The 21,624-nt window shown below is 67.8% G+C and carries 17 protein-coding genes; 11 read left to right on the plus strand and 6 right to left on the minus strand.

The genetic code is table 11. The annotated features are described in order from the left end of the window. Positions 1 to 26: 26 nt before the first annotated feature. Both AB4Y80_RS10605 and AB4Y80_RS10610 read right to left on the minus strand, forming a co-directional pair. Positions 27 to 1,565: an MFS transporter gene (locus tag AB4Y80_RS10605; RefSeq protein WP_442214083.1), complete on the minus strand. Its 1,539-nt coding sequence runs from the start codon at positions 1,563 to 1,565 to the stop codon at positions 27 to 29. A 5-nt stretch (positions 1,566 to 1,570) separates the two neighbouring features. After that, on the minus strand, positions 1,571 to 2,830 hold the full coding sequence (locus tag AB4Y80_RS10610) for an amidohydrolase (protein WP_442214084.1): 1,260 nt from the start codon (positions 2,828 to 2,830) through the stop codon (positions 1,571 to 1,573). A 263-nt stretch (positions 2,831 to 3,093) separates the two neighbouring features. On the opposite strand from AB4Y80_RS10610, the gene AB4Y80_RS10615 reads away from it, so the two are divergent. From AB4Y80_RS10615 to AB4Y80_RS10635, 5 genes are all read left to right on the plus strand, one after another. Continuing rightward, positions 3,094 to 6,309 carry a type I restriction endonuclease subunit R gene (locus AB4Y80_RS10615; protein ID WP_442214085.1) on the plus strand — a complete coding sequence of 1,072 codons (3,216 nt, stop codon included), beginning with the start codon at positions 3,094 to 3,096 and terminating at the stop codon, positions 6,307 to 6,309. A gap of 116 nt (positions 6,310 to 6,425) precedes the next feature. Next, positions 6,426 to 7,868: a DUF3375 domain-containing protein gene (locus AB4Y80_RS10620; protein ID WP_442214086.1), complete on the plus strand. Its 1,443-nt coding sequence runs from the start codon at positions 6,426 to 6,428 to the stop codon at positions 7,866 to 7,868. Further along, on the plus strand, positions 7,865 to 8,476 hold the full coding sequence (locus tag AB4Y80_RS10625; RefSeq protein ID WP_442214087.1) for a DUF4194 domain-containing protein: 612 nt from the start codon (positions 7,865 to 7,867) through the stop codon (positions 8,474 to 8,476). The genes AB4Y80_RS10620 and AB4Y80_RS10625 overlap by 4 nt, the downstream gene beginning before the upstream one ends. Next, positions 8,473 to 11,847: an ATP-binding protein gene (locus AB4Y80_RS10630; RefSeq protein WP_442214088.1), complete on the plus strand. Its 3,375-nt coding sequence runs from the start codon at positions 8,473 to 8,475 to the stop codon at positions 11,845 to 11,847. Before AB4Y80_RS10625 ends, AB4Y80_RS10630 begins: the two co-directional genes overlap by 4 nt. Further along, positions 11,837 to 13,024 (plus strand): Wadjet anti-phage system protein JetD domain-containing protein, encoded by a 1,188-nt coding sequence (locus AB4Y80_RS10635; protein WP_442214089.1) that lies wholly within the window; start codon positions 11,837 to 11,839, stop codon positions 13,022 to 13,024. Before AB4Y80_RS10630 ends, AB4Y80_RS10635 begins: the two co-directional genes overlap by 11 nt. A gap of 91 nt (positions 13,025 to 13,115) precedes the next feature. On the opposite strand, the gene AB4Y80_RS10640 is transcribed toward AB4Y80_RS10635, so the two are convergent. Beyond that, positions 13,116 to 13,868 carry a FadR/GntR family transcriptional regulator gene (locus tag AB4Y80_RS10640; protein ID WP_442214091.1) on the minus strand — a complete coding sequence of 251 codons (753 nt, stop codon included), beginning with the start codon at positions 13,866 to 13,868 and terminating at the stop codon, positions 13,116 to 13,118. Between the two features lie 60 nt (positions 13,869 to 13,928). On the opposite strand from AB4Y80_RS10640, the gene AB4Y80_RS10645 reads away from it, so the two are divergent. Genes AB4Y80_RS10645 through AB4Y80_RS10655 form a run of 3 tightly spaced genes read left to right on the plus strand, consistent with a single transcriptional unit; the run spans position 13,929 to position 17,022 of the window. After that, positions 13,929 to 14,843, plus strand: a complete 915-nt coding sequence (locus AB4Y80_RS10645) for a carbon-nitrogen hydrolase family protein (protein WP_442214092.1) — start codon at positions 13,929 to 13,931, stop codon at positions 14,841 to 14,843. Positions 14,844 to 14,853: 10 nt separating this feature from the next. After that, positions 14,854 to 16,197, plus strand: a complete 1,344-nt coding sequence (locus tag AB4Y80_RS10650; protein ID WP_442214094.1) for an APC family permease — start codon at positions 14,854 to 14,856, stop codon at positions 16,195 to 16,197. A gap of 42 nt (positions 16,198 to 16,239) precedes the next feature. After that, positions 16,240 to 17,022 carry a carbon-nitrogen hydrolase family protein gene (locus tag AB4Y80_RS10655; protein WP_442214095.1) on the plus strand — a complete coding sequence of 261 codons (783 nt, stop codon included), beginning with the start codon at positions 16,240 to 16,242 and terminating at the stop codon, positions 17,020 to 17,022. Positions 17,023 to 17,180: 158 nt separating this feature from the next. Here the strand turns inward: AB4Y80_RS10655 and AB4Y80_RS10660 are convergent, their stop codons facing one another. The 3 genes from AB4Y80_RS10660 to AB4Y80_RS10670 all read right to left on the minus strand — a co-directional run bounded on the left by AB4Y80_RS10660 (position 17,181) and on the right by AB4Y80_RS10670 (position 19,247). Further along, positions 17,181 to 17,519: a hypothetical protein gene (locus tag AB4Y80_RS10660; RefSeq protein ID WP_442214096.1), complete on the minus strand. Its 339-nt coding sequence runs from the start codon at positions 17,517 to 17,519 to the stop codon at positions 17,181 to 17,183. A gap of 92 nt (positions 17,520 to 17,611) precedes the next feature. After that, positions 17,612 to 17,956 (minus strand): hypothetical protein, encoded by a 345-nt coding sequence (locus AB4Y80_RS10665; RefSeq protein ID WP_442214097.1) that lies wholly within the window; start codon positions 17,954 to 17,956, stop codon positions 17,612 to 17,614. A 4-nt stretch (positions 17,957 to 17,960) separates the two neighbouring features. Next, on the minus strand, positions 17,961 to 19,247 hold the full coding sequence (locus AB4Y80_RS10670) for an MFS transporter (protein ID WP_442214098.1): 1,287 nt from the start codon (positions 19,245 to 19,247) through the stop codon (positions 17,961 to 17,963). Positions 19,248 to 19,460: 213 nt separating this feature from the next. On the opposite strand from AB4Y80_RS10670, the gene AB4Y80_RS10675 reads away from it, so the two are divergent. From AB4Y80_RS10675 to AB4Y80_RS10685, 3 genes are read left to right on the plus strand one after another with little or no spacing between them, the layout of a single operon-like run. Beyond that, on the plus strand, positions 19,461 to 19,661 hold the full coding sequence (locus AB4Y80_RS10675; protein ID WP_442214099.1) for a helix-turn-helix domain-containing protein: 201 nt from the start codon (positions 19,461 to 19,463) through the stop codon (positions 19,659 to 19,661). A 10-nt stretch (positions 19,662 to 19,671) separates the two neighbouring features. Continuing rightward, positions 19,672 to 20,934 carry a type II toxin-antitoxin system HipA family toxin gene (locus AB4Y80_RS10680; RefSeq protein ID WP_442214100.1) on the plus strand — a complete coding sequence of 421 codons (1,263 nt, stop codon included), beginning with the start codon at positions 19,672 to 19,674 and terminating at the stop codon, positions 20,932 to 20,934. A gap of 59 nt (positions 20,935 to 20,993) precedes the next feature. Next, on the plus strand, positions 20,994 to 21,620 hold the full coding sequence (locus tag AB4Y80_RS10685; RefSeq protein WP_442214101.1) for a TetR/AcrR family transcriptional regulator: 627 nt from the start codon (positions 20,994 to 20,996) through the stop codon (positions 21,618 to 21,620). Positions 21,621 to 21,624 lie beyond the last annotated feature (4 nt).

The following is a 21,624-nucleotide window of genomic DNA, read 5'->3' on the forward strand; positions in this document are numbered from 1 at the left end:
ACGACGCAGACGGCGGGCGCCCCGGGTCAGGCTCRGTTGCCGAACGCCGGCGGGGCCACCACGTCCGGCCGCGCATCCTCCTCGGCCTGAGGCCGCTGGGACGGGACGGTGAGGATGATGGAGGCGATGGCCACCAGCACCATGAACACGTTGAACAGCAGGCCCACGGCGCCGCCAAAGCGCAGCGCCACATTGTCCTGGCGGCCCATGAAAAGCCCCCAGGACTGGATCAGCTGCGGGTCCACGGACTGCGCCGCCACATAGAGGGCCGCGGAGATGGCCACACCAATGGCGTTGCCCAGCGAGGAGGCCATCTTGTAGATGCCGGAGGCCGCGCCGACCTGGTTGTCGGGAACGTTGGAAAGCGCCGCGTCCGTGGACGGGGTGGCGTAGAAACCCAGCCCGATTCCGAACAGGGTGAACCCGATGACGGACAGCACGATGTACTGGCCGATCAGCAGGAACGTCATGGAGCACATGAGGATGCCTGCGCCGGTAATGATGCTGCCCCACAGCATGGGCTTCTTGGGCCCGTACCGCTGCAGCAGCTTTTCCCCGACGCGGATGGTGGCCAGGATGGCGATCAGGTATCCGAGCGTCAACAGCCCCGACTGCAGCGAGGTCATGCCGGCCGCCACCTGGACCAGGCCCAGGGAGACGATCAGCGTGCCGGCCGCGCCGTTGAGCAGGAAGTTGGACAACGTGGCGCCGGTGAAGGTGCCGTTCCGGAACAGTTTCAGGTCCACGAACGCCGTGCGTTTGCTGGTCTCGATCTGCAAGAAGGCCAGGCCGAACACCGCAAAGAAGGCCAGCAGCACGATCCCCGTCCAGCTGAGCCAGCCAATCTGGGGACCCTGGGAGATGTAGACGTTGATGGCCACGAGCATGACGATGAAGCAGACCAGCCCGCTCCAGTCGAAGTGGCGGGCCGGCGCGCCGGGCTCCACCGCGGCCTGGGATTCGGGGGTGCCGCGGACCAGGACCAGGGCCACGACGGACAGCACAATGGAGATCCAGAAGATGGAGCGCCAGCCCAGGAACGACGACGCCATCAGCCCGCCGAAGAGCGAGCAAAAGCCGGACCCGCCCCAGGAGCCGATGGACCAGAAGGACAGCGCCCGCTGCCGGTCCTTCCCCTGGTAGTAGGTCTTGATCAGCGCCATCGTGGAGGGCATGATGCACGCGGCGGACAGGCCCTGGACAATGCGCCCGCCCAGCAGCATGGCGGAGGTCAGCGCCCCGGCGTTCTCCGGCGTGAGGGCGATCAGCAGGGAGCCGACAATGCTCAGCACAATGCCGGCGTTCATGATCTTCACTCGGCCGATGCGGTCGGCCAGGCCGCCGGCCACCACGATGAAGATCCCGGAGAACAGCGAGGTCACGGACACGGCCAGGTTGCCCACGGTCCGCTCGATGCCCAGCCCGCCCTGGATCCCCGGGATGACGTTGAGCAGGGTCTGGGCGAACAGCCAGAAGTTGATGACGGCCAGGACAATGCCCAACAGCCACCTGTCGGTGGGCTTCCAGTCGGTCCGGACGACGGGGGCGGCGGATGCTGTGCTCACGGCGCTCACTCTCCCTGGGCAAGGTAGGCGAATGCGGCCACGACGTGCGCCTGCGTGGCCATCCCCAGCGTCGGGTCGATGGCCGGGGCGAAGAACGGCGAGTGGTTCGCCGGGATGTCCTGCGCCACCGTGCCGCTCGCCACGGCCTTGCGGTATACCTCCGACGGGACGGATCCGACGGTCCAGTACGCGTAGGGCACCCCGAACGCGTCCGGCAGGCGGCTGAAGTCCTCGGACGCCGTCACCGGGCTGGCCTGGTAGACCGCGCCGGCCCCGAAGTGGGCGGTGAAGGCGTCGGTGACCCGCGCGTTCACGTCGGCGTCGTTGGCGGTCAGCGGGTACTGGTCGTAGTACTCAAATTCGGGTTCCCTGGGCGAACCGGCAGCGGCGCATTCGCCGCGCACAATCCGCTCAATCGAGGCGATGACCCGGCCTCGCAGTTCCATGTCGTAGGTGCGCACGTTCAGCAGCAGGACCGCCCGGTCCGGGATGATGTTGGACTTGGTGCCGGCGTTGGAGGCGCCCACCGTGACCACGGCGAACTCCCCCGGCGTGGTCTCGCGCGAGACGATCGTCTGCAGCCGGAGCACGATCGAGGCGGCGAGCACCACGGGGTCCACGGAGTTGTGCGGCATGGACCCGTGCGCGCCGCGGCCGTGGACGGTGATCCGGACCGAGTCGCCGGCCGAGAGGATCGGCCCGGCCGTGGTGCCGATGGTGCCGGCCTCGGTGGCCATGACGTGCTGGGCCAGCGCCACATCCGGCCGGGGCACCTTGGCGACCAGTCCGTCGTCGAGCATGGCGCGGGCACCGGCGGCGGTCTCCTCGGCCGGCTGAAACAAGGCGATGTACGTCCCGGACCAGGCGCCGCGCTGATCGGCAAGCAGCTTGGCGGCGCCCAGGAGGGCGGTGATGTGCATGTCGTGGCCGCAGGCGTGCATGACGCCCACCGTGCTGCCGTCGGCGTCAACGCCCGTGGCCGTGGACGCGTAGTCCAGGCCGGTGGCCTCGGTGACCGGCAGGGCGTCGATGTCGGCGCGGGCCAGCACGCACGCGCCGGGCCCGTTCTCCAGGACACCGACGACGCCGGTGCCCCCGATGCGCTGGACGGCGTACCCCCAGGGGGTGAGCCTGTCCTCGATGGCCTGCGCCGTGGCAAACTCCTGCAAGCTCAGCTCGGGATGCCGGTGCAGCTCCTTATATAGTTCGCGCTGCCATTCCAGCGCCCGGTCCAGGGAGTCGAGGACCATCTTGACCTCCGGCATGGATCCACCTCACTACTGGGCCGGACCGGGCACGCCTTGCGGCGGCTCGGCAACGGCGGCTTTTTGGGGCGTTCGCCTCAGCGCATGCAACGTCAAAGCCACGGAACAGGTCCGCGATTGCAACGCTAGTGGGCGCCGGAAGCTGTGTCCAGAACAAAAACACGGGCGCTGATAACCGCCCATAACGGTCCGCATCGCCCTGGAGAACAAGGCTGCTGGTAGCGTCGGGAACAATCACAGTCCCGCCCGCGGAGGAGAACATCATGACCCTGGCAGCCACCGGCTTTTCCGAAGCCGACTGGGAGGGCCAGGCCCTCGAGCAGCTCGGCGAGCTGGGCTGGCGACCACGGCACGGGGAGGACATCGCCCCGGGCACCGACGAACGCGAGTCATGGGCGGAACTGTTGATCCGGCGTCGTCTGCTCAACGCCCTGCGCAAGTTCAACCCCACCGTGCCCGAGCAGTATCTTCGCCAGGCCGTCGCGGAGATCTCCTCCCCCAAATCCAACGACGCCCTCACCGAGAACTTTCGCATTCACAAATACCTGGTGGACGGCTACCGGCTCAGCTACATCGACGCGGACGGCTCCGAGCGGAATCCCACCATCCGGCTCATCAGCACCGTCGCCGACGACAACGACTGGCTCGCCGTCAACCAGGTGACACTGGTGAGCCGGGAGCACACCCGGCGCTTCGACGTCGTGCTCTATCTCAACGGCATGCCGGTCAGCGCGATCGAGCTGAAGAAGGCCGGCAGCGCGTCGGCGGACGTGGCCGCCGCGCACGCCCAGTTGCAAACCTACCTGCGCGAGTTCCCCATGGCGTTCCGCTTCAGCGTTTTCAACCTGGTCTCCGACGGCATCATCGCCAAGTACGGCACCGCGTTCACGCCGCTGAACCATTTCTCGCCGTGGAACGTCGACGACGACGGTGCGCCCGTCCCGCCGGCCGCCATGCTCGACGGCGATGCGCTCACGGCCCTGGACACGGCGCTCGACGGGCTGTACAACCAGGAGCGGTTCCTGCAGCTGCTGACCTCCTTCACGGCCTTCGACGCGGGTGCGGACGGCCTCGCCAAGCGCATCGCCAAGCCGCACCAGTACTTTGCCGTGACCAAGGCCGTGGGCAGCACCATCGAGGCCGTGCGGCTCAACGGCAAGGCCGGTGTCGTCTGGCACACGCAGGGCTCGGGCAAGTCCATGGAAATGGAGCTCTACACGAACCAGGTGATGCGCCGGCCCGAGCTGCGCAACCCGACCGTGGTGGTCATCACCGACCGCAACGAACTCGACGGGCAGCTGTATGAGAGCTTCGCCCGGAGCCAGCTGCTGCCCGAGGCGCCGCGGCAGATACGCAAGCGGTCCCAGCTGCGCGAGGAGCTGACCAATCGGATCACCGGCGGGATCTACTTCACCACGCTGCAGAAGTTTGGCCGCAGCCAGGGAGAGAAGGACGCCGGCTTTGACCATCCGCTACTCACCGACCGGCGCAACATCATCGTGGTGGTGGACGAGGCGCACCGCAGCCACTACGACGGCCTCAACGGCTACGCGCGGCACTTGCGCGACGCCCTGCCCCACGCCACGCTCATCGCGTTCACCGGCACGCCCATCTCCTTCGCGGACCGCAACACCCGCGACGTATTCGGCGGCTACATCGACATTTACGACCTCTCCCGGGCGGTGGAGGACGGGGCAACGGTTCCGGTGTACTTTGAGCCGCGGCTGATCAAGGTGGGCCTGGCCGAGGGCGTTTCGGAGGAGACCCTCGACGAGTCGGCCGACGAGGTCACACTGGGCCTGGACGAGACCGAACGGGCGCGCATCGAGGCGAGCGTCGCCGTCGTCAATGCCGTCTACGGGGCGCCCGAGCGCATTGCCGCCCTGGCGCGGGATCTGGTGACGCACTGGGAAAACCGCAGCCGGCAGCTGGCCAACGTCATCGAGGCGCCCGGCAAGGCCATGATCGTGGGCGGGACGCGGGAGATCTGCGCGAAGCTGTATGCGGCCATTGTGGCGCTGCGGCCGGGCTGGCATGCCGACGAGCTGGACCGCGGCAGGATCAAGGTGGTGTACTCGGGGACGGCCGCCGACCAGCCGCCGGTGTCCGAACATGTGCGCCGGGATTCCCAAAACGCCGTCATCAAGGAGCGGCTCAAGGACGTGGACGATGAGCTGGAGCTGGTGATCGTCAAGGACATGATGCTCACCGGCTACGACTCCCCGCCGCTGCACACCCTCTACCTGGACCGCCCGCTCAAGGGCGCCCTCCTCATGCAGACCCTGGCCCGGGTGAACCGCACCTTCCGCGGCAAGGAGGACGGGCTGCTGGTGGCTTATGCCCCGCTCGCGGAGAACCTGACGAACGCACTGGTGGAGTACTCGGATTCGGACCGCGCCAAGAAGCCCGCGGGCCGGAACATCGACGAGGCCGTTTCCATGGTGCACGAGCTCGTGGACCGGCTGCGCGAGGTGCTGGCGGGCTTCGACTGGCATGCCGTGCTTATGCAGGGCGGGCCCAAGGCGTTTGTCAACGCCTGCTGGGGTGCCGTGAACTACCTGCGCGACCCGCTCACGCCCGGGAACGCCGTCGTGCCTGGTCTTTCTGGTACGGACGACGCCGGCGAGGAGACGTTGGCGCTGCGGTACCGTCGTGAATCGTCCCGGCTGGCACGCGCGTGGGCCCTGTGTTCGGGCACCGATGTCCTGGTTCACCTGCGACCGGAAATCGCCGTCTACGAGGAAATCCGCATCTACATGGCAAAGCTGGACGCCGATGAGCGCCAGTCCCGCGGGGAACCGATCCCGGACGAGATCCAGCGCATGCTGGGCCAGCTGATTGCCCGCGCGACCGCCACCGGCGAGGTGCTGGACATTTACGAGGCGGCGGGGATGCCGAAGCCGTCGCTGGGAGACCTGACCCCGGAATTCATCGCGAAGACCCAAAAGGCCCGCAACCCGCAGCTGGCCATTGAGGCGTTGCGAAAGCTCATCTCCGAGGAGTCGGCCCGGACCACGGCGAACAATCCGATCCGTGCCCGCGCATTTTCCGAGCGGATCACCGAGCTGATGAAGAAGTACACCAACCAGCAACTGACCTCCGCCGAGGTCATCGCCGAGCTCGTGGAGCTGGCTCGGGAAGTGGCCCAGGAGGCCAATCGCGGCAAGAAGTTCACGCCCCCGCTGAACTCCGATGAGCTCGCCTTTTACGACGCCGTGGCACAGAACGAGTCCGCCGTCGAAGTCCAAGGCCAAGGCGTCCTGGCGGAGATTGCCCGGCAGCTGGTGGCGGTGATGCGTCGAGACGTGCGGACCGACTGGACGGTGCGCGAGGACGTGAAGGCCAAGCTGCGCTCCTCCATCAAGCGGCTGCTGGTGCGCAACGGCTACCCGCCGGACAAGCAGCCGGCCGCGATCAAGCTGGTCATGGAGCAGATGGAGTCGATGGCGCCGCGGTACGCGCAGGAACGGACCGTGTGAACGGAGTCCGTGCGGACGCCTCTGCGGAGCACGGCCGAGCCTAGGCGAATGAACTTTTGTCGGCGCTTGCGAATACCATGTTCATGGAACCGAGCTACGCCCTATGGAGCGCCCCAGTGGACTATTTTTCGATCAACTCGCTGCGTGAGAACCACGCAGGATGGTCGCTGCTGCGAGCCCAAAACGCCCCGCTGGCGCTGACGTTCTTCATGACCGCGTTCACCGAACCCAACGAGCGCAACCTTGGCCGCCAAGTCCTGGTCGACGTCCTGGACGACGTCCTCTTCACCCTGCGGGACTCCCTCGGCGAGGACAAGTTTCCGCGCTCCGCCGGCGAGTACCTTGACGACTGGGCCGAGCCGGACAAGGCGTGGCTGAGGAAGTTCTACACGGACACCCGGGACGAACCCGTCTACGACCTCACCGCCGCGACCGAGGACGTAATCCGGTGGGTCGAGTCCCTGCGCGGCCGCGACTTCGTCCCCACCCAGTCGCGCCTATCCAGCATCTACAACCTGCTCAAGACCCTGGTCCACGGCTCCGAAACGGATCCCGAGGCCCGGCTGGCGGAACTGCAGCGCCAGCGCGAGGACATCGACGCGCAGATGGAACAGATCCGCTCCGGGGAGATCCCCGTCATGAGCGGTCCCGAAGCGGTGGACCACTTCCACCAGCTCACCACCTCGGCCAAGGACCTCCTCGCCGATTTCCGGGAGGTTGAGGCGAATTTCCGCAAGCTGGACCGCAACCTCCGCGAGCAAATCGCCATGTGGGAGGGCGGCCAGGGTGACCTGCTGGAGTCGATCTTCTCCTCCCAGGCGGACATCAGCGGCTCTCTGCAGGGCCGGACGTTCCAGGGTTTCTGGGACTATCTGATGTCCCCGCAGCTGCGCACCGAATTGCACGAGTTGCTCGAACGCGCCACCCGGATCGAAGCACTTGCCCAACAGGACGGCCTGCACTCGATCACCTCGATGCAAAAGGACTGGCTTCCCGCCGTCGAGCAGACCCAGGCCACCGTCCGCCAGCTGTCCGCGCAAATCCGGCGACTGCTCGACGACAAGGTCTTCGTGGAAAACAAACGCATCATGCGCCTGATCCGCAACATCGAGTCGAGCGCCGTCGCCGTCCGGGACACGCCCCCGTCGGGCCCGTTTGCCGAGCTGCCCGACCACGACGTCTCCGTCGCCCTCCCCTTCGAGCGCCCGCTTTACGAACCCAGCCGGCAGATGGCCATCAACGACGCCGTCTTCGTCGCCGAGGACCTCGACGTCGACGCCGGGGCGCTCTTTGACCAATTCCATGTGGACCCGCAGCGGCTCGAGGGCAACATCGACGCCGTGCTGGCTGACGCCGCGCAGGCCACGCTGGCGGACATCACCGACGCCTACCCGCTGAGCCAAGGCCTGGCCGAGCTCGTCACCTACTTCCAGCTGGCGACGGAGTCCACGTGGGCCACCATCAACTCGGACCGCTCGCAAACACTGTCCTGGACCCTGCCGGACGGCAGCCTGCGCGAGGCAACCGTCGACCAAATCATCTTCGTGAGGCCAACATGAGCGAAACTCCCCTCGAGACAAAGACCCCGGACGGCCTGCCCCTGGTCGTCACCAAACTGTTCAAGGGCGTCGTCTACCGCGAGGCTGACGAAAAGCTCTGGCAGCGGCTCATGGAACTCTCCGCGCAGGCCCGTGACTACGTTGCGGTGCTTGGCCTTGAACTCGTCCTGGACGACACCGAGGGCCACGCATTCCTGCGCTCCAGCCCGGACGCCGACGCGGACCTGCCCCGGCTCATCCCCCGCCGCCAGCTGACCTTCCACGTCAGCCTGCTGCTGGCCCTGCTCCGCGCCCGGCTGGCCGAATTCGACCAGCAAAACAGCGAAACCCGGCTGATCATGACCGCCGAGCAGATCCGGGAAATGGTCTCCGTCTTCCTGCCCGAATCCAGCAATGAAGCCCGCGTCCTGGACCAGCTCGCCACAAACATCAAAAAGGTGGCCGAGCTCGGATTCCTGCGCAAGCTCCGCGGCCAGGACCAGACCTATGAGGTGGCCAGGATACTCAAGGCCTTTGTGGACGCGCAGTGGCTGGAGGAGTTCGATGCCCGCCTGGCCGACTACCGTTCCGCCCTTGCCGGGGACAAGACAGCAGGGGAGACGGCATGAGCGCACAGCCAGGGCTGTTCAGCCTGGATGATTTGATCGAGGACGACGCCGGAACCCGCCCGGGCTTTCGGTTGCACCGGCTGGAGCTGCTGAATTGGGGCACGTTCAACAAGGATGTGCGCACGTTCCGGCTCGACGGCGAAAACAGCCTGCTCACCGGCGACATCGGCTCCGGCAAGTCCACCATCGTGGACGCCATCACAACGCTGTTACTGCCCGCCAACCGGATCGAATACAACAAGGCCGCCGGGGCGCAGAAAAAGGAACGCAGCCTCATGTCCTATGTGCGCGGCTTCCACAAGAGCGCGCGCAGCGGCCTTGGAGACACGTCCAAACCCGTGGCGCTCCGCGGACCAGGCACATTCACCGTGGTATTGGGCGTCTTCCATAATGCCGCCCTGGGCAAGTCCCTCACGCTGGCCATCACGCTTTGGGCCACGCAGGAGGCCGGCCAGCCTGCCCGCTTCTATTCGATCGCCGCGGGCGAGCAATCGATCAAGGGCGACTTCTCCAACTTCGGCACCGACCTGGCCAAGCTGAAGCGGCGGCTGCGGGCCGACGACGTCGCCGTTTTCGATGTGTTTGAAAAGTACGCGGCCGCGTTCAAGCGCCATTTCGGCATCGGCTCGGCCCAGGCCATGGATCTGTTCCACCGCACCGTCTCCATGAAGCAGGTGGAAAACATCACCCACTTTGTGCGCACCAACATGCTGGAGGAGGACGATGTCGAAGCGCGCATCAAGAACCTGCTGCGGCACTTCGATGACCTGAGGAAGGCCCACGACGCGGTGCTGCGGGCAAAGGACCAGATCCGGATGCTTGAGCCCATCCGGGACAACGCCGCCCGCCACGCCGCCCTGACCGGGGACTACGACCGTGCCCACGGGCAGCGCGAACAGCTCTCGCCCTGGTTCACGACGCAAAAGTTGCAGCTCAGCGAGGCACACCTGCAGGAGCTGGAGCGCACCGCGGCCCGGGTGGCCCAGGAGCAAACCACGCTCACCGCGGACGTCGGGCGGCTGGGACGGGAGCTCGCCGATCTCCGCGACGACATCCGCAACAGCGGCGGCGGGAGGATCGCGGCCATCGAGGCCGACCTTGCCCGCCTGGCCAACGAGTCGGCCGCCCAGCGCACGAGCTATGAATCCTATTCGCAGGCGGCCACCGACCTTGGCCTGTTCGAGCCGGCGGACCAGGTGGTCTTCGACGCAAACGCCGCCGCCCTGCCCGGCGTCGAGAAGGAACTGGCCGCCGACAACGTCGCGCTGCAGGGCCGGCGCACCGCCCTTGACCGGCAGCGCTCCGAGGCCGCCGACCTGGCCCGGGACCATGCGGAAGAGCTGAAGAGCCTGCTGAACCGGCAAAACCTGCTCCCCGGGTGGCTGATCGCCCTGCGCAGGAGGCTGTGCGAGGGCACGGGCATCGCGGAAAATGAGCTGCCGTTCGCGGGGGAGCTGATCCGGGTGCGTGACGGCGAATCCGCGTGGGAGGGCGCGGCCGAGCGGACCCTGCACGGCTTTGCCCTGTCCCTGTTGGTGACGGGAGAGCACTATCCGGCCGTCAGCGACTGGGTCGACGCCAACAACCTGCGCGCCCGGCTCGTCTACCTCCGGGTGGGTGACGCCGCGACGCCCCGCGCGGCAGCTCCGGACACCCTGGCCGGCAAGATCGCCATCAAGCCGGGCACGCCGCTACGCGAATTCCTGCTGGGCGAGCTCGGCCGCCGCTTTGACCAGCAGTGTTGCCAGACCATGGCCGAATTCCGCCGCCACCCGAAGGCGCTGACCCTCAACGGCCAGCTTAAGGGCGGTGGCGGACGCCACGAAAAGGACGATCGCAAGGCGCTCACCGACCGCTCCAGCTTCGTCCTCGGCTGGAACAACCACGACAAGATCGCGCGCCTCCGCGCCGCCCTCGAGCAAGCCGAGGGCAAGGTGCGCGCGGCCGGGGGCGAGCTCGGGCGACTCGACACGAAGCTGGGCAGCCTGGGCCGCTCGCAACGGCTGATCGGCACGATTGCCGCCGTCGCCAGCTTCGCCGTCCTCAACTGGCGGGCCACGGCACGTACCATGGCCGAGCTGGCCGAGGAGAAAGCCCAGCTGGAATCCTCCAGCGACATTCTGCGTGACCTCACCACCCGGGAAGCGGAAACCGCCGCCCGGCTGGAGAAGGCCAACGGCAAACTCACCAGCCTGATCGAGCGCAGCGGTGCCACGAAGACGGACATCAGGGGCATCACCGAACAAATCCAGGATTGTCGTGAATCGCTGGCGGAGGCGCCCTTGACGGACGACGCCGGATTGCTGGCCGAGCTGGGCAGGCTCACCGAGGCGGCCCTTGAGTCCGGGGCGCTGACATACAAGAACACGGTCAAGGTTGAAAGCAGGGTCCGTGACAAGCTGACGGCGGCCATCGACGCGCTCAACAAGCAGGTGATCCGCGCCTCGGAGACAACCATCCGGTTCATGGCCGAATTCCGCAACAAGTATCCGGCGGAGACCACGGATCTGGACGCGTCGCTGGAGTCCGCCGGCGAGTTCGCCTCGATCCTCCAGCAGCTGGTGGACAACGACCTCCCCCGGTTTGCGGAACGGTTCAAGGAATCGCTGACCCAAAACACCATCCACGAAATCGTGGCCTTCAACGCCTTCCTCGACGCCCGCAAACAGGACATCGTTTCTCGCATCAGCGAGATCAACGAGTCGCTGGCCCGGATTGAATACAACCCGGGCCGGCACATCCAACTGGAGCCGCAGGCCACCTCGGACGCCGAGGTGCGCGAGTTCGGCACGGACCTGCGGGCCTGCTCGGAAGGGACCATCGGTGCCCAGGAACAGTATTCGGAACAAAAGTTCCTCCAGGTTGAGAGCCTGGTGGAACGCTTCCGCGGACGCCCCGGACTGACCAACCTCGACGAACGATGGACGGCCAAAGTTACGGACGTGCGCAACTGGTTCACGTTCTCCGCCTCGGAACGATGGACCGAGACCGGCGAAGAACACGAACACTTCACCGATTCGGGCGGCAAGTCCGGCGGCCAAAAGGAAAAGCTGGCGTACACCATTCTGGCCGCCGCGTTGGCGTTCCAGTTCGGGATCGCCGCCGGTACGGGAGCGGGCCGCAGCTTCCGATTCGTGGTCATTGACGAGGCGTTCGGCCGGGGCTCGGATGAGTCCGCCCGGTACGGCTTGGAACTGTTCAAGCGGCTCAAGCTCCAGCTGCTGATCGTCACTCCGCTGCAAAAGATCCACGTCATCGAACCGTTCGTGGCGAATGTGGGCTTCGTGGCCAATGAAAGCGGCGCGGATTCACAACTGCGCAACATGACCATCCACGAATACCGGGCCGAACGGGACCGGCGTGGCCGCTAAGTCGGCGGCGCCGGCGTGGACCAGCCCGGTCGATGTGCGGGCCGCCTCACTGCGGGCCTGGACCAGCGGCGAGCTGCTACGCGAGGCGACGATGCCCTCGGGACTCTATCCCCGCCGTCGCCCGCTCAAGCACCCGACTGCCACCCAGCTGCGGACGGACTACGCCCAAGCCGCCGGCTGGGCCGCCGACTGGCACCCGGCACCGCGGGGTTGCTCGCTGGAGTACGTCACGGTGGGCGCGAACACCATCGGCGCCAACGCGCTGCCGAGCGCGGCGGTGTTCGCCACCGCCGCCGACGAGGTTGCCTTCCTGGGTTTGGGTCGCGATCACGCGCGATTTGTGGAGCTGATCCGGCGGGTGGCCGCGTTGGATGCCCGGCTCAACGGGTGGGCATTGCGGCGGCCCCTGGCATTGCTCAAGCACGGCGAGGACGCGTTGACCGCCGCCAGGGTGGCGATCTGGCTGGCCGCGAACCCGGCCCCCGGGATCTACCTGCGCCAGCTTTCCCTGCCCGGCGTCCACACAAAATTTGTGGAAACGCACCGGCGCCTCATTGATGAAATGGTCGGGGAATTGGAACCCGGGCGGCTGCTGACGGGAAAGAACTATGCCCGGCGCCACGGCTTTCTCCCCGCACCCGAGCGCGTCCGGCTACGCTTCCTGGACGCCTCCCAGCCGCCCGTTCCCGGCATGACGGACCTCGAGGTGACGGCCGCGGCGTTCGCGTCTCTCTCCGTGGACGTGGACCGAATCATCACCACGGAGAACCTGGTCAACTTCCTGGCGCTGCCTCCGGCACCGCGAACGCTGGCGGTTTTTGGCGGCGGCTACGGTTTCGAGGGGCTCCGCGAGGTTGCGTGGCTACGGGGAAAGGAGGTCCTGTATTGGGGCGACATCGACACCCACGGATTCCACATCCTGGACCAGCTCCGATCCCACCACCCCCACGTGCGCAGCATCCTGATGGATGAACAAACGCTGCTGGCGCACCGCGACTTTTGGGGGCGGGAGGACTCACCCACCCATGCGGTGCTGACCCGCCTGACGCCGGCCGAAGCCGCCGTCTATGCGGACCTTCAGGCCGGCACGCACCGGCCATTGCTGCGGCTGGAACAGGAACTTTTGCGTTGGGATTATGTGCTGGCCCGGCTGTCCTGGCCCCTGCACAAGCGCTGATACTCCGCACGGACGCGGCCGGACCGCTTGAACGCTGTTGGGCGACAGCGCTCAAGCGGTCCAGCCGCGTTTATGGCCCGCGGTGCCCGAACTAGCCCCCCACCCCGTCCACCAGTCCCATGAACATGGTCTTGTGCAGCGTGTCCACATGCCGGCGGGACACCTCCACGGCGGCCCGGACCTGGCGGCCACGCAGGGCGGCGACGAGCTGGATGTGATCCTGGTTTGACTCGTGCAGGCTGCCGATCGGGTAGGGAATGAAGTACTCATACAGCTCCATGAGGACCTCGAAGTAGGCGTCCACCGCCCCGGCCAGGCAGGAACCCTGCGCCACCAGCTTGTGGAATTCCTCATCCAGCTGGTGGTATTCGGACCAGCTTTCCGCCGCGGCCATCCGTGCCGTCAGGGCCTCCAGCTGGTCCAGCTGGCCGGGGGAGATGTTCAGCGCCGCAAAATGGGTCACGGCGCATTCGCCCAGCAGCCGGCGGTCCACCAACCGGTGCACCCGGCTGAATTCCGCCGGGGAGGCGGCCAACGCCTGCAGGATGTCCCGCGGCGGGTCATCGGCCACGAAGGTGCCACCGTTGCGTCCGCGGCGGCGCACCACCACGCCCTCGTCGGCCAGGCTGGTCAGGGCGCGCCGGGCCGTGATGGAGCTGACGGACAGACCCAGGGCGACCTCGTCCTTGTCCGGCAGGCGCTCCCCCGGCTTGAGCAGGCCCAAGAAGATCGCGGTGCCGATGCGCAGCCGGACGGCGTCAATGGCGCTGCGGCGATCGAGCCCCGTCAGCGCCACGTCTTCGATCGCTGAGGCGTCCTCGCCCGCTCCGGATTCCGTCGTCATAGTGATCACTTTAGGGGATTGCCGGCAAACACTTCCATTATTAGCTCAATATGATCTATTATGGTGCTCGTCACACCACTCAACCTGGAGCACCACATGTCCCGCATCTTGCCACTCATTGCAGCACAAGCCCCGCCGCGGCTCATCGGCGAACCCCTGGCGGGCTTCGCGCAGGAGGTGCGCAACGCCGTCGTCCACCGGCCCGACGCCAAACTGGTGGTGTTCCCGGAGCTGCACCTCTTTGGCGACGGCGCCCCGGACCGGCAGCGGGCACAGGCGCTGGCGGATGCGGCCGAGCCGCTCACCGGCCCGCGGGTGCAAGGACTCAAGGCGATTGCCGCCGACCTGGGCATCTGGCTGGTGCCCGGATCCATCTGCGAGCGCGGGGCGGACGGGCAGCTGTTCAACACGCAGGTGGTCCTCTCCCCCGCGGGCGAGCTGGCCGGCCACTACCGCAAGATCTTCCCGTGGCGGCCGTTTGAACCGTACGATCCCGGCCACGAGTTTGTCACCGTGGACCTGGACGGGTTCGGCCGGGCCGGGCTGAACATCTGCTACGACGCCTGGTTCCCGGAGGTCACCCGCCAGCTGGCCTGGATGGGCGCCGAGGTCATCATCAACGTCGTGAAGACCACCACCCCCGACCGCGCCCAGGAGCTGGTGCTGGCCCGGGCCAACGCAATAGTCAATCAAGTCTTCATGGTGAGCGTGAACTGCGCCGGCCCCACGGGCCAGGGCCGCAGCGTGATCGTGGATCCGGAAGGCCGCATCATCACCGAGGCGCCCACGGCGGATCCCGCCGTCCTCACCGCCGAACTGGACCTGTCCGCCGTCGAACAGGTCCGCACCCACGGAACCGCCGGCCTGAACCGCATGTGGTCGCAATTCCGTCCCGGGGAGCCCGCCATCGAGCTGCCCGTCTACCAGGGGCGCATCGATCCCGCCACCTGGGCCCCCGCCGCCCCGCGCATCTAGGAGCCTTCGCATGTCGCAGCAACCAACCCTCATACGCACCCTCAACCTTCGATCCCTGGTCCTCTTTGGCCTGGCCTACCTGACCCCCATCATCGTGCTGGGCATCTTCGGCATCATCGCCGAGGCCACCGGCGGCGCCTCCCCGGCCGCCTACCTCGTCGCCATGGCGGCCATGCTGTTCACCGCCCACAGTTACGGGCGCATGGCCGTCGCCTACCCCGTGGCCGGCTCCGCCTACACGTACGTGCGCAAGTCGATCGACTCCCGCGTCGGGTTCCTGGTGGGCTGGGCCATCCTGCTGGACTACCTGTTCCTGCCCATGGTCATCTGGCTCATCGGCGGGTCCTTCCTCAGCGCGCAGTTCCCCGGCATCCCCATCGCCGTGTGGATCGTCTTGTTCATCGCCATCACCACCGCCTTGAACATCCTGGGCATCAAGGTGGCGGACAAGGCCAACTATGTGCTGATGGTCTTCCAGATCCTGGTGATCATCTTCTTCGTGGCCCTGTCCATCGGAAACATTGTGCACACCGCCGGCGCGGGCGGGCTGGCCAGCACGGAGCCGTTCTTCAACGCCGGCTCCAGCCTGGGCACCATCAGCGCCGGCGCCGCGATCGCCGCCTACTCGTTCCTGGGCTTCGACGCCGTCACCACGCTGACCGAGGAAACGATCGAACCCAAGAAGAACATGCCCCGGGCCATCATGCTGATCGCCCTGATCGGCGGCGGCATCTTCGTGGTGGTTGCCTACTTCACCCAGCTGGTCCACCCCGGCGGCGTGTTTGCCGATTCGGCCTCGGCGGCCAGCGAGATCGCCCTGCAAATCGGCGGCACCTTCTTTGGCGCCGTGTTCCTGGCCGGGCTGGTGGCCGCGCAATTCGCCTCCGGCCTCGCCGCCCAGGCCAGCGCCTCCCGCCTGATGTACGCCATGGGCCGCGACTCCGTCCTGCCCAAGGCCGTCTTCGGCCGGCTCAACGCCAGGTACCACACGCCCGTTGCGAACATCGTCATTGCCGGGGCCATCGGCCTGATCGCCACCTTCCTGGACGTGGCCACGTCGACGTCGTTCATCAACTTTGGTGCCTTCACCGCCTTCACCATGGTCAACCTGTCCGTGATCTTCCACTATGTCCGCGAACGCCGTGCCGGCCGACACCTCAACCAGCTCAGCTATGTGTGGATCCCGGCCGTGGGCGCGCTGATCTGCGGCTACCTGCTCTCCCAGCTGGATGTCAACGCCGTCACGCTGGGCCTGTCCTGGCTGGGCCTGGGCATCGTGGTGCTGCTGGTCATCACCCGGGGCCTGCGCAAGGCGCCGCCGGAGATGGCGACCCTGGAAGAGGCTGTAGTCTAGGCGCAAAGCCTGCCGGTCACGGCTGAGGGAAAGGTCCGCCACGTGCGCATTGCGATGGGTCAGTTGGCGTCCGGGACGGACACGGACGCCAACCTGCGCGCCATTGACGGGTTCGCGGCCCGGGCGGCGGCCGACGGCGCCCGGCTGGTCGCGTTCCCCGAGTACGCCACCTATGAGAAAAAGATGATCGACGCCTCCTTCCCCCTGGTGGCCCAGCCGCTGGGCGGGGAGGTGGGCACGGCACTGGCCCGGATCGCCGGCCGCCACGGCATCGCCCTGGTGGCCGGGGTGGTGGAGGCGTCCCCGAATCCCGCCCGCGCCTTCAACACACTGGCCGCCTATGGCCCGGACGGCACCCTGCTGGCCGCCTATCGCAAGGTGCACCTGTTCGACGCGCAGGGCTTCCGGGAGTCGGAGTTCGTGGCGCCGGCGCCGTCGACGGCCCCGGTGACGTTCACGGTCGATGCCGTCCGCTTCGGCCTGATGACCTGCTACGACCTTCGCTTTCCCGAGCAGGCGCAGTCCCTGTCCGACGCCGGCGCCCAGGTCCTGCTGGCCTGCTCGTCCTGGGTGCCGGGAGAGTTGAAGACCCACCAGTGGCGCACACTGCTGGCGGCCCGGGCCATCGAAAACAGCCTCTACGTGGCCGGGGTGTGCCAGGCTCCGCCGGTGTCTGTGGGAAATTCCCTGCTGGCCGGGCCCATGGGCGACGTCGTCGCGGAGCTTGGCCTGGTCCCGGAGGTCCTGACGGCGGAGATCTCCGTGGAGTCCGTTGCCGCCGTCCGGGAGCACTTCCCCACCCACCGGCAGCGCCGCCTCCGGTAGGCGCGTCCGTATGCGCGGAAGCCGCTGCGAGTCTTGCGCATGCCATAAGGTGACTTCCGTCCTGCGCCGGACCGGGCACGAGTGTTGCGCCACTCGTCCACCGCCGCAAAACCCATACCGGAGTCCGGCGCATAGCCGAACGCCGGTGATCGGCGTGGCTACTCTCCGGCGGCGGCGCCGATCTCCTGGCGCAGTTGGGCGAAGCGCGTGCTTTCCTTTTCAATGCTGGCCACCTCGCGCGGCACATACCCGGCCGCCGCCAACTGGCCCCGCAGGGCCTCAAAGGCATTCTGGTAGCGCTCAATCGCGGCATAAAACGTGGCCCGCCGCGGAGCCCTTTGCGCCAGGGCCTGCGCATCGCCGGCATTGCGGCCGCAGAAGTGGGCCACATATTCCTGCGTGCGCATGGGCGGGGCCACGTCCTCGCACAGCTCCCTCAGATCCCCGGCCGCCTGCTCCAATGCCGCGCGGTGCACGGCCCGTTCATTCTCAGTCATGACTCCATCATCCACCCGAGCGGCACGACGCCGGCACTCGCCCCGGGCCCTTGCGCCGCCGCCCCCTGTTTGCCACCTGGGCGACGAAGCGCCTAGCGGGCCGCGAGCGCCTCCGGGTTCACGCAGAATTCCGGCAGGCGGCCGGCGGCCATGGCGATGGCATTCTCCGCGGAGAGCGTGCTCATTCTGGCCCGGACGGGCACCGTGGCGCTGCCGATGTGCGGCAGCAGGACGGTGTTGGGGAGATCGGCCAGCCCGGGGGCCAGGCGGGTGTCGCCCAGCTGGGTGACCACCACGTCAAAATCGCCGCCGGCGCACAGGCCGGCCAGCTTCGCGGGGTCGGGCGCGGCGGGCAGCACCGTAACGTGGCCCGCCTCCCGGGGCAGCCGCATGCCGGATTCGGGGATGGGGGTGGTGATCAAGAATCGGCTTGGCATGCGCTCATTCCTTCGGAGTTGTGGCGGGCACGGCGGCGGGCACGGCGGGCGCGGCGGCCGAGTCTTCGATGAAGCGGCGGGCGTTGATCATCACGGCGCCGGTCATCATGACCGCCAGGCACAGGCCCAGCATGGCAAAGGAGGCCGTCCAGGACTTGGTGAGATCGTGGATGGTGCCAAAGAACAGGGGCGCGATGCCGGCCCCGGCGTAGCCCACGCCCTGGCTGAAGCCGGAAAGCACGGATGATCCATGCGTGGTCCGCGAGCGCAGGTTGACCATGAGCAGGGCGGTGGCAAACGTGCCCTGGCCGAGCCCGGAAAACGTCACCCACACCCAGGTGCCCTCCAGCGGGGACAGGTACAGGCCCAGGTGGCCCACGGCCCAGCAGGCCGCGAACGCGCCAATGGCCAGGACCGGATTGCGCATGCGCGGCACCCAGAGCGGAACCAGCAGGCTCACCGGCAGGCCCAGGATGGCGAAGTAGGCGAGCGCGGTGCCGGCCGTGGCGGCCCCGATCCCCTGCCCGGACAGGTACGGCGGCAGCCAGGTGAAGTACACGTACGTCTGGGCGGAGTTGCCGGCCAGGAAGATGGCCAGCCCCCAGGCCACCGGCGAACGCCACGGCCGCAGCCGCGGCACGCCCTCCGGCGCGGGCGCCCCACCGCCTGCGTTGGAGCCCGGCGCGGTGCCGGCCAGAATCCGCCGTTCCTTGCGGTCGCGCAGTCCTTGGGCGACCCAGGGCAGGAACACCAGGAAGCTGACGGAGGCCCACAGCCCGATGGAGACACGCCAATTCGACACGCCGGCCACCGGGACGGCCAGCTGGGGGCTGACGGCGGTGCCCACGGCAAGCAGCGTGACATAGCCGGCGGTGACCAGCCCCACGCGGTCCGGGAAATACTCTTTCACCAGCGGCGGCAGCACCACGTTGCCGATGCCGTACCCGGCCATGACCACCGCGGACCAGCCCAGGAACGGCCAGACGTGGTGGCTGGCGGCCCGGACCACCTGCCCCAGCACCGCCAGGGCGACGGCGGCGACCAGCACCTTCTCGAGTCCGAAGCGGCGGATCAAGGCCGGCGTCGCCAGGCCAAAGATGGCGAAAATGAGCGGCGGGAGCATGGCCAGCAGGCCAATGGTGGCGGCGTCGAAGCCCAGTTCGCCGCGCAGGGTACCCAGCAGCGGCGGCACCACGGAGACGGCCGTGCGCAGGCTCAGGGCCATGATCATGATCCCCAGTAGCGCGCCAAGGCGTCCGGTCCACGGCCTGCGAGCCACAAAGTTCGTCACCCGTCCACACTAGCCACTCCCGGCGTCTTCCCGTGCGGAGTGTGTCGCCGACTCGTCCCGCTCGGGGCCGCGACCGCGGCGGGGACCCCACCAACCGCCAATTTCGGCACGATCATGCACCGATCCGGGCTCCAGGGCCGTAGGATGGTGCCACGGCACAGCCGTCGCCGGCACACCCGTCGCCGGCCAGGAATGACGAGCAAGGAAATGTACATGGACGCAGCCCAACTGGGCGCGGCACTCCGGGCCCGCCGGCGTGAACTGCACCTGACGCAAAGCGAAACGGCGGATCTGGCGGACATTTCCACCCGCGTGCTCAGCGACCTGGAGAACGGGCGCGAAACCGTCCGGCTGGACATCGTCACGGCGGTCTCCTCCGCGCTCGGACTGGCCCTGACCGTCCAGCGGGCGTGAGGCGGCCGGCATGATCAACCTGGAGGACGCCAAGAAGATCCAGCAGGCGGTGGTGTACAAGAACGGCCTGGCGGCGGCCACCCTGACCCGTCATGCCAGTGCCGGCGTGGTGTTTTCCTACCTGCCGCGGTACCTCAGCGCCGGCGGGACGGCCGTCGCGTCCACCCTGCCGCCGCTGGACGTCCCGGTCACGCTGGGCCACGGCTCGGTACCGGCGTTTTTTGCCGGGCTGCTGCCGGAGGGCGAACGGCTGGCCAAGCTGCGGTGGGCCGTGAAGACCACGCTGGCCGATGAATTCTCGCTCCTGCTGGCGGCCGGCCAAAACCCGGTGGGCGACGTCCAGGTGATCCCCGCCGGGGAGGCGCCGGAGCGGGCCCCCGCGCTGCTGGCCGTCTCGACCAGGATGGACGGCGTCCGCTTTGCCGATTTCGCGGCCATTCCGGGCCCGGTGGACGCCTCCGCGCTGCCCGGGCGGCAGGACAAGGTCACGGCCTCCTACGTCCATGACAAGGACAGGTCCCGGGCGTATATCCTCAAGTTCAATGACGGCAGCCACGCCCGCCAGGTGGAAACCGAATTCCTGCTGCTGGCCAAGGCGCGCAAGCTGGGCATCCCGGTGGCCGAGGCCCGCCTGGTGCACGACGCCGCCGGCCGGGCCGCGCTGCTCGTCTCCCGTTTTGACCGGTCCCCCGGCGGTGTGCTGGCGGTGGAGGACGGCGCCCAGCTGCTGGGCCTGCCGCCGTCGCGGAAATTCCAGATTTCCTCCGAGGCCGTGGCCTCCGCCGTGGTGGCCATGTGTTCGGCCCGGGTGTTGGCGGCCCGCAACACCTTCCTGCAGTTCGCGTTTGCCTGGCTTACCGGCAACGGGAACCTGCACGCCAAGAACATCTCGGTGCTGCGCCGCCCCGACGGCGAATGGTTCGTGGCCCCGGCCTACGACCTTCAATGCACCCTGGCGGCCGAAATCGAGGCGGGCTTCGCGGCCGGGGTGCCCGGGGGCATCGTCACCGACCTGACCGACGGCGACCCCTCCCGCGACCCCGGCATGGCGCTGCCGATCGGCGGCAACGCGGGCAGCCGGACCGGGCTGGACCGCGGCGACTGGCTGCGGTTCGCCCGGGGACTGCACCTGCCCGAACGCCTCGCCGCCAAGTGCATCGACAAGGCCCTGGCCGTCGCCGCCCTGACCCCGGCGGATCTGCCGTTCGAGCGGGACGTCAGCGCCGCCGTCGTGCGGGTCCTGGCCGTTCGGCGGGCGGCTATCGCCGGATGACACCGCCAGTGGGTGGACCGAATGGGTCTTTACTGACGAAATGACGGTAAAATGTGGCTATGCCTCGAATAGCCGCCCCGACCAATGCGGCGCAGCGCGAGCAGACGCAGCGCAAGATCCTCAATGCCTTCGGCGAACTCCTGTTCAGCCACGGCCTGCCCGGACTGACCATGACCGACGTCGCCCGCACGGCCGGAGTGGGACGCACCGCCGTGTACAACTACTTTGCCGACCTGGAACAGCTGCTGGTGGCGTACGCGCTGGATGAAACCGGGCGTTTTGTCACCGAGCTGAAGGCCCAGCTGGAGAGCCTGGAGAACCCGGTGGACCGGCTCGCGCTGTATGTGCGCGCGCAATTGGAGGACCTGACCCGCCGCCACCTGCCGCCCGGTCCGGCGATGCGCTCGGTGCTCTCCAGTGGCTCCTTCGCCAAGCTGGCCGTGCATGTGGGCGAGCTGAACCAGCTGTTGCAGGACATTTTGCGGGACGGCATGGCGCAGCGGTACCTGCCGGAGTCCAACGTGGAGGACCTGGTCCAGCTCATCCACGGCTCGCTGACGGCCAGCGCCTCGCGGAAGAACGGGGATTCCGCCGACGAGGACCGGGTGGCCGCGGCCGTGCGGTTCATTCAGGCCGGCGTGGGTGCCGCGTTTGGTCCGGACGGCCGCCCCGTCACGGTGCGCTGAAGCG

Origin of the sequence: Specibacter sp. RAF43, assembly GCF_052114065.1 — a bacterium.
Lineage (GTDB): Bacteria > Actinomycetota > Actinomycetes > Actinomycetales > Micrococcaceae > Specibacter.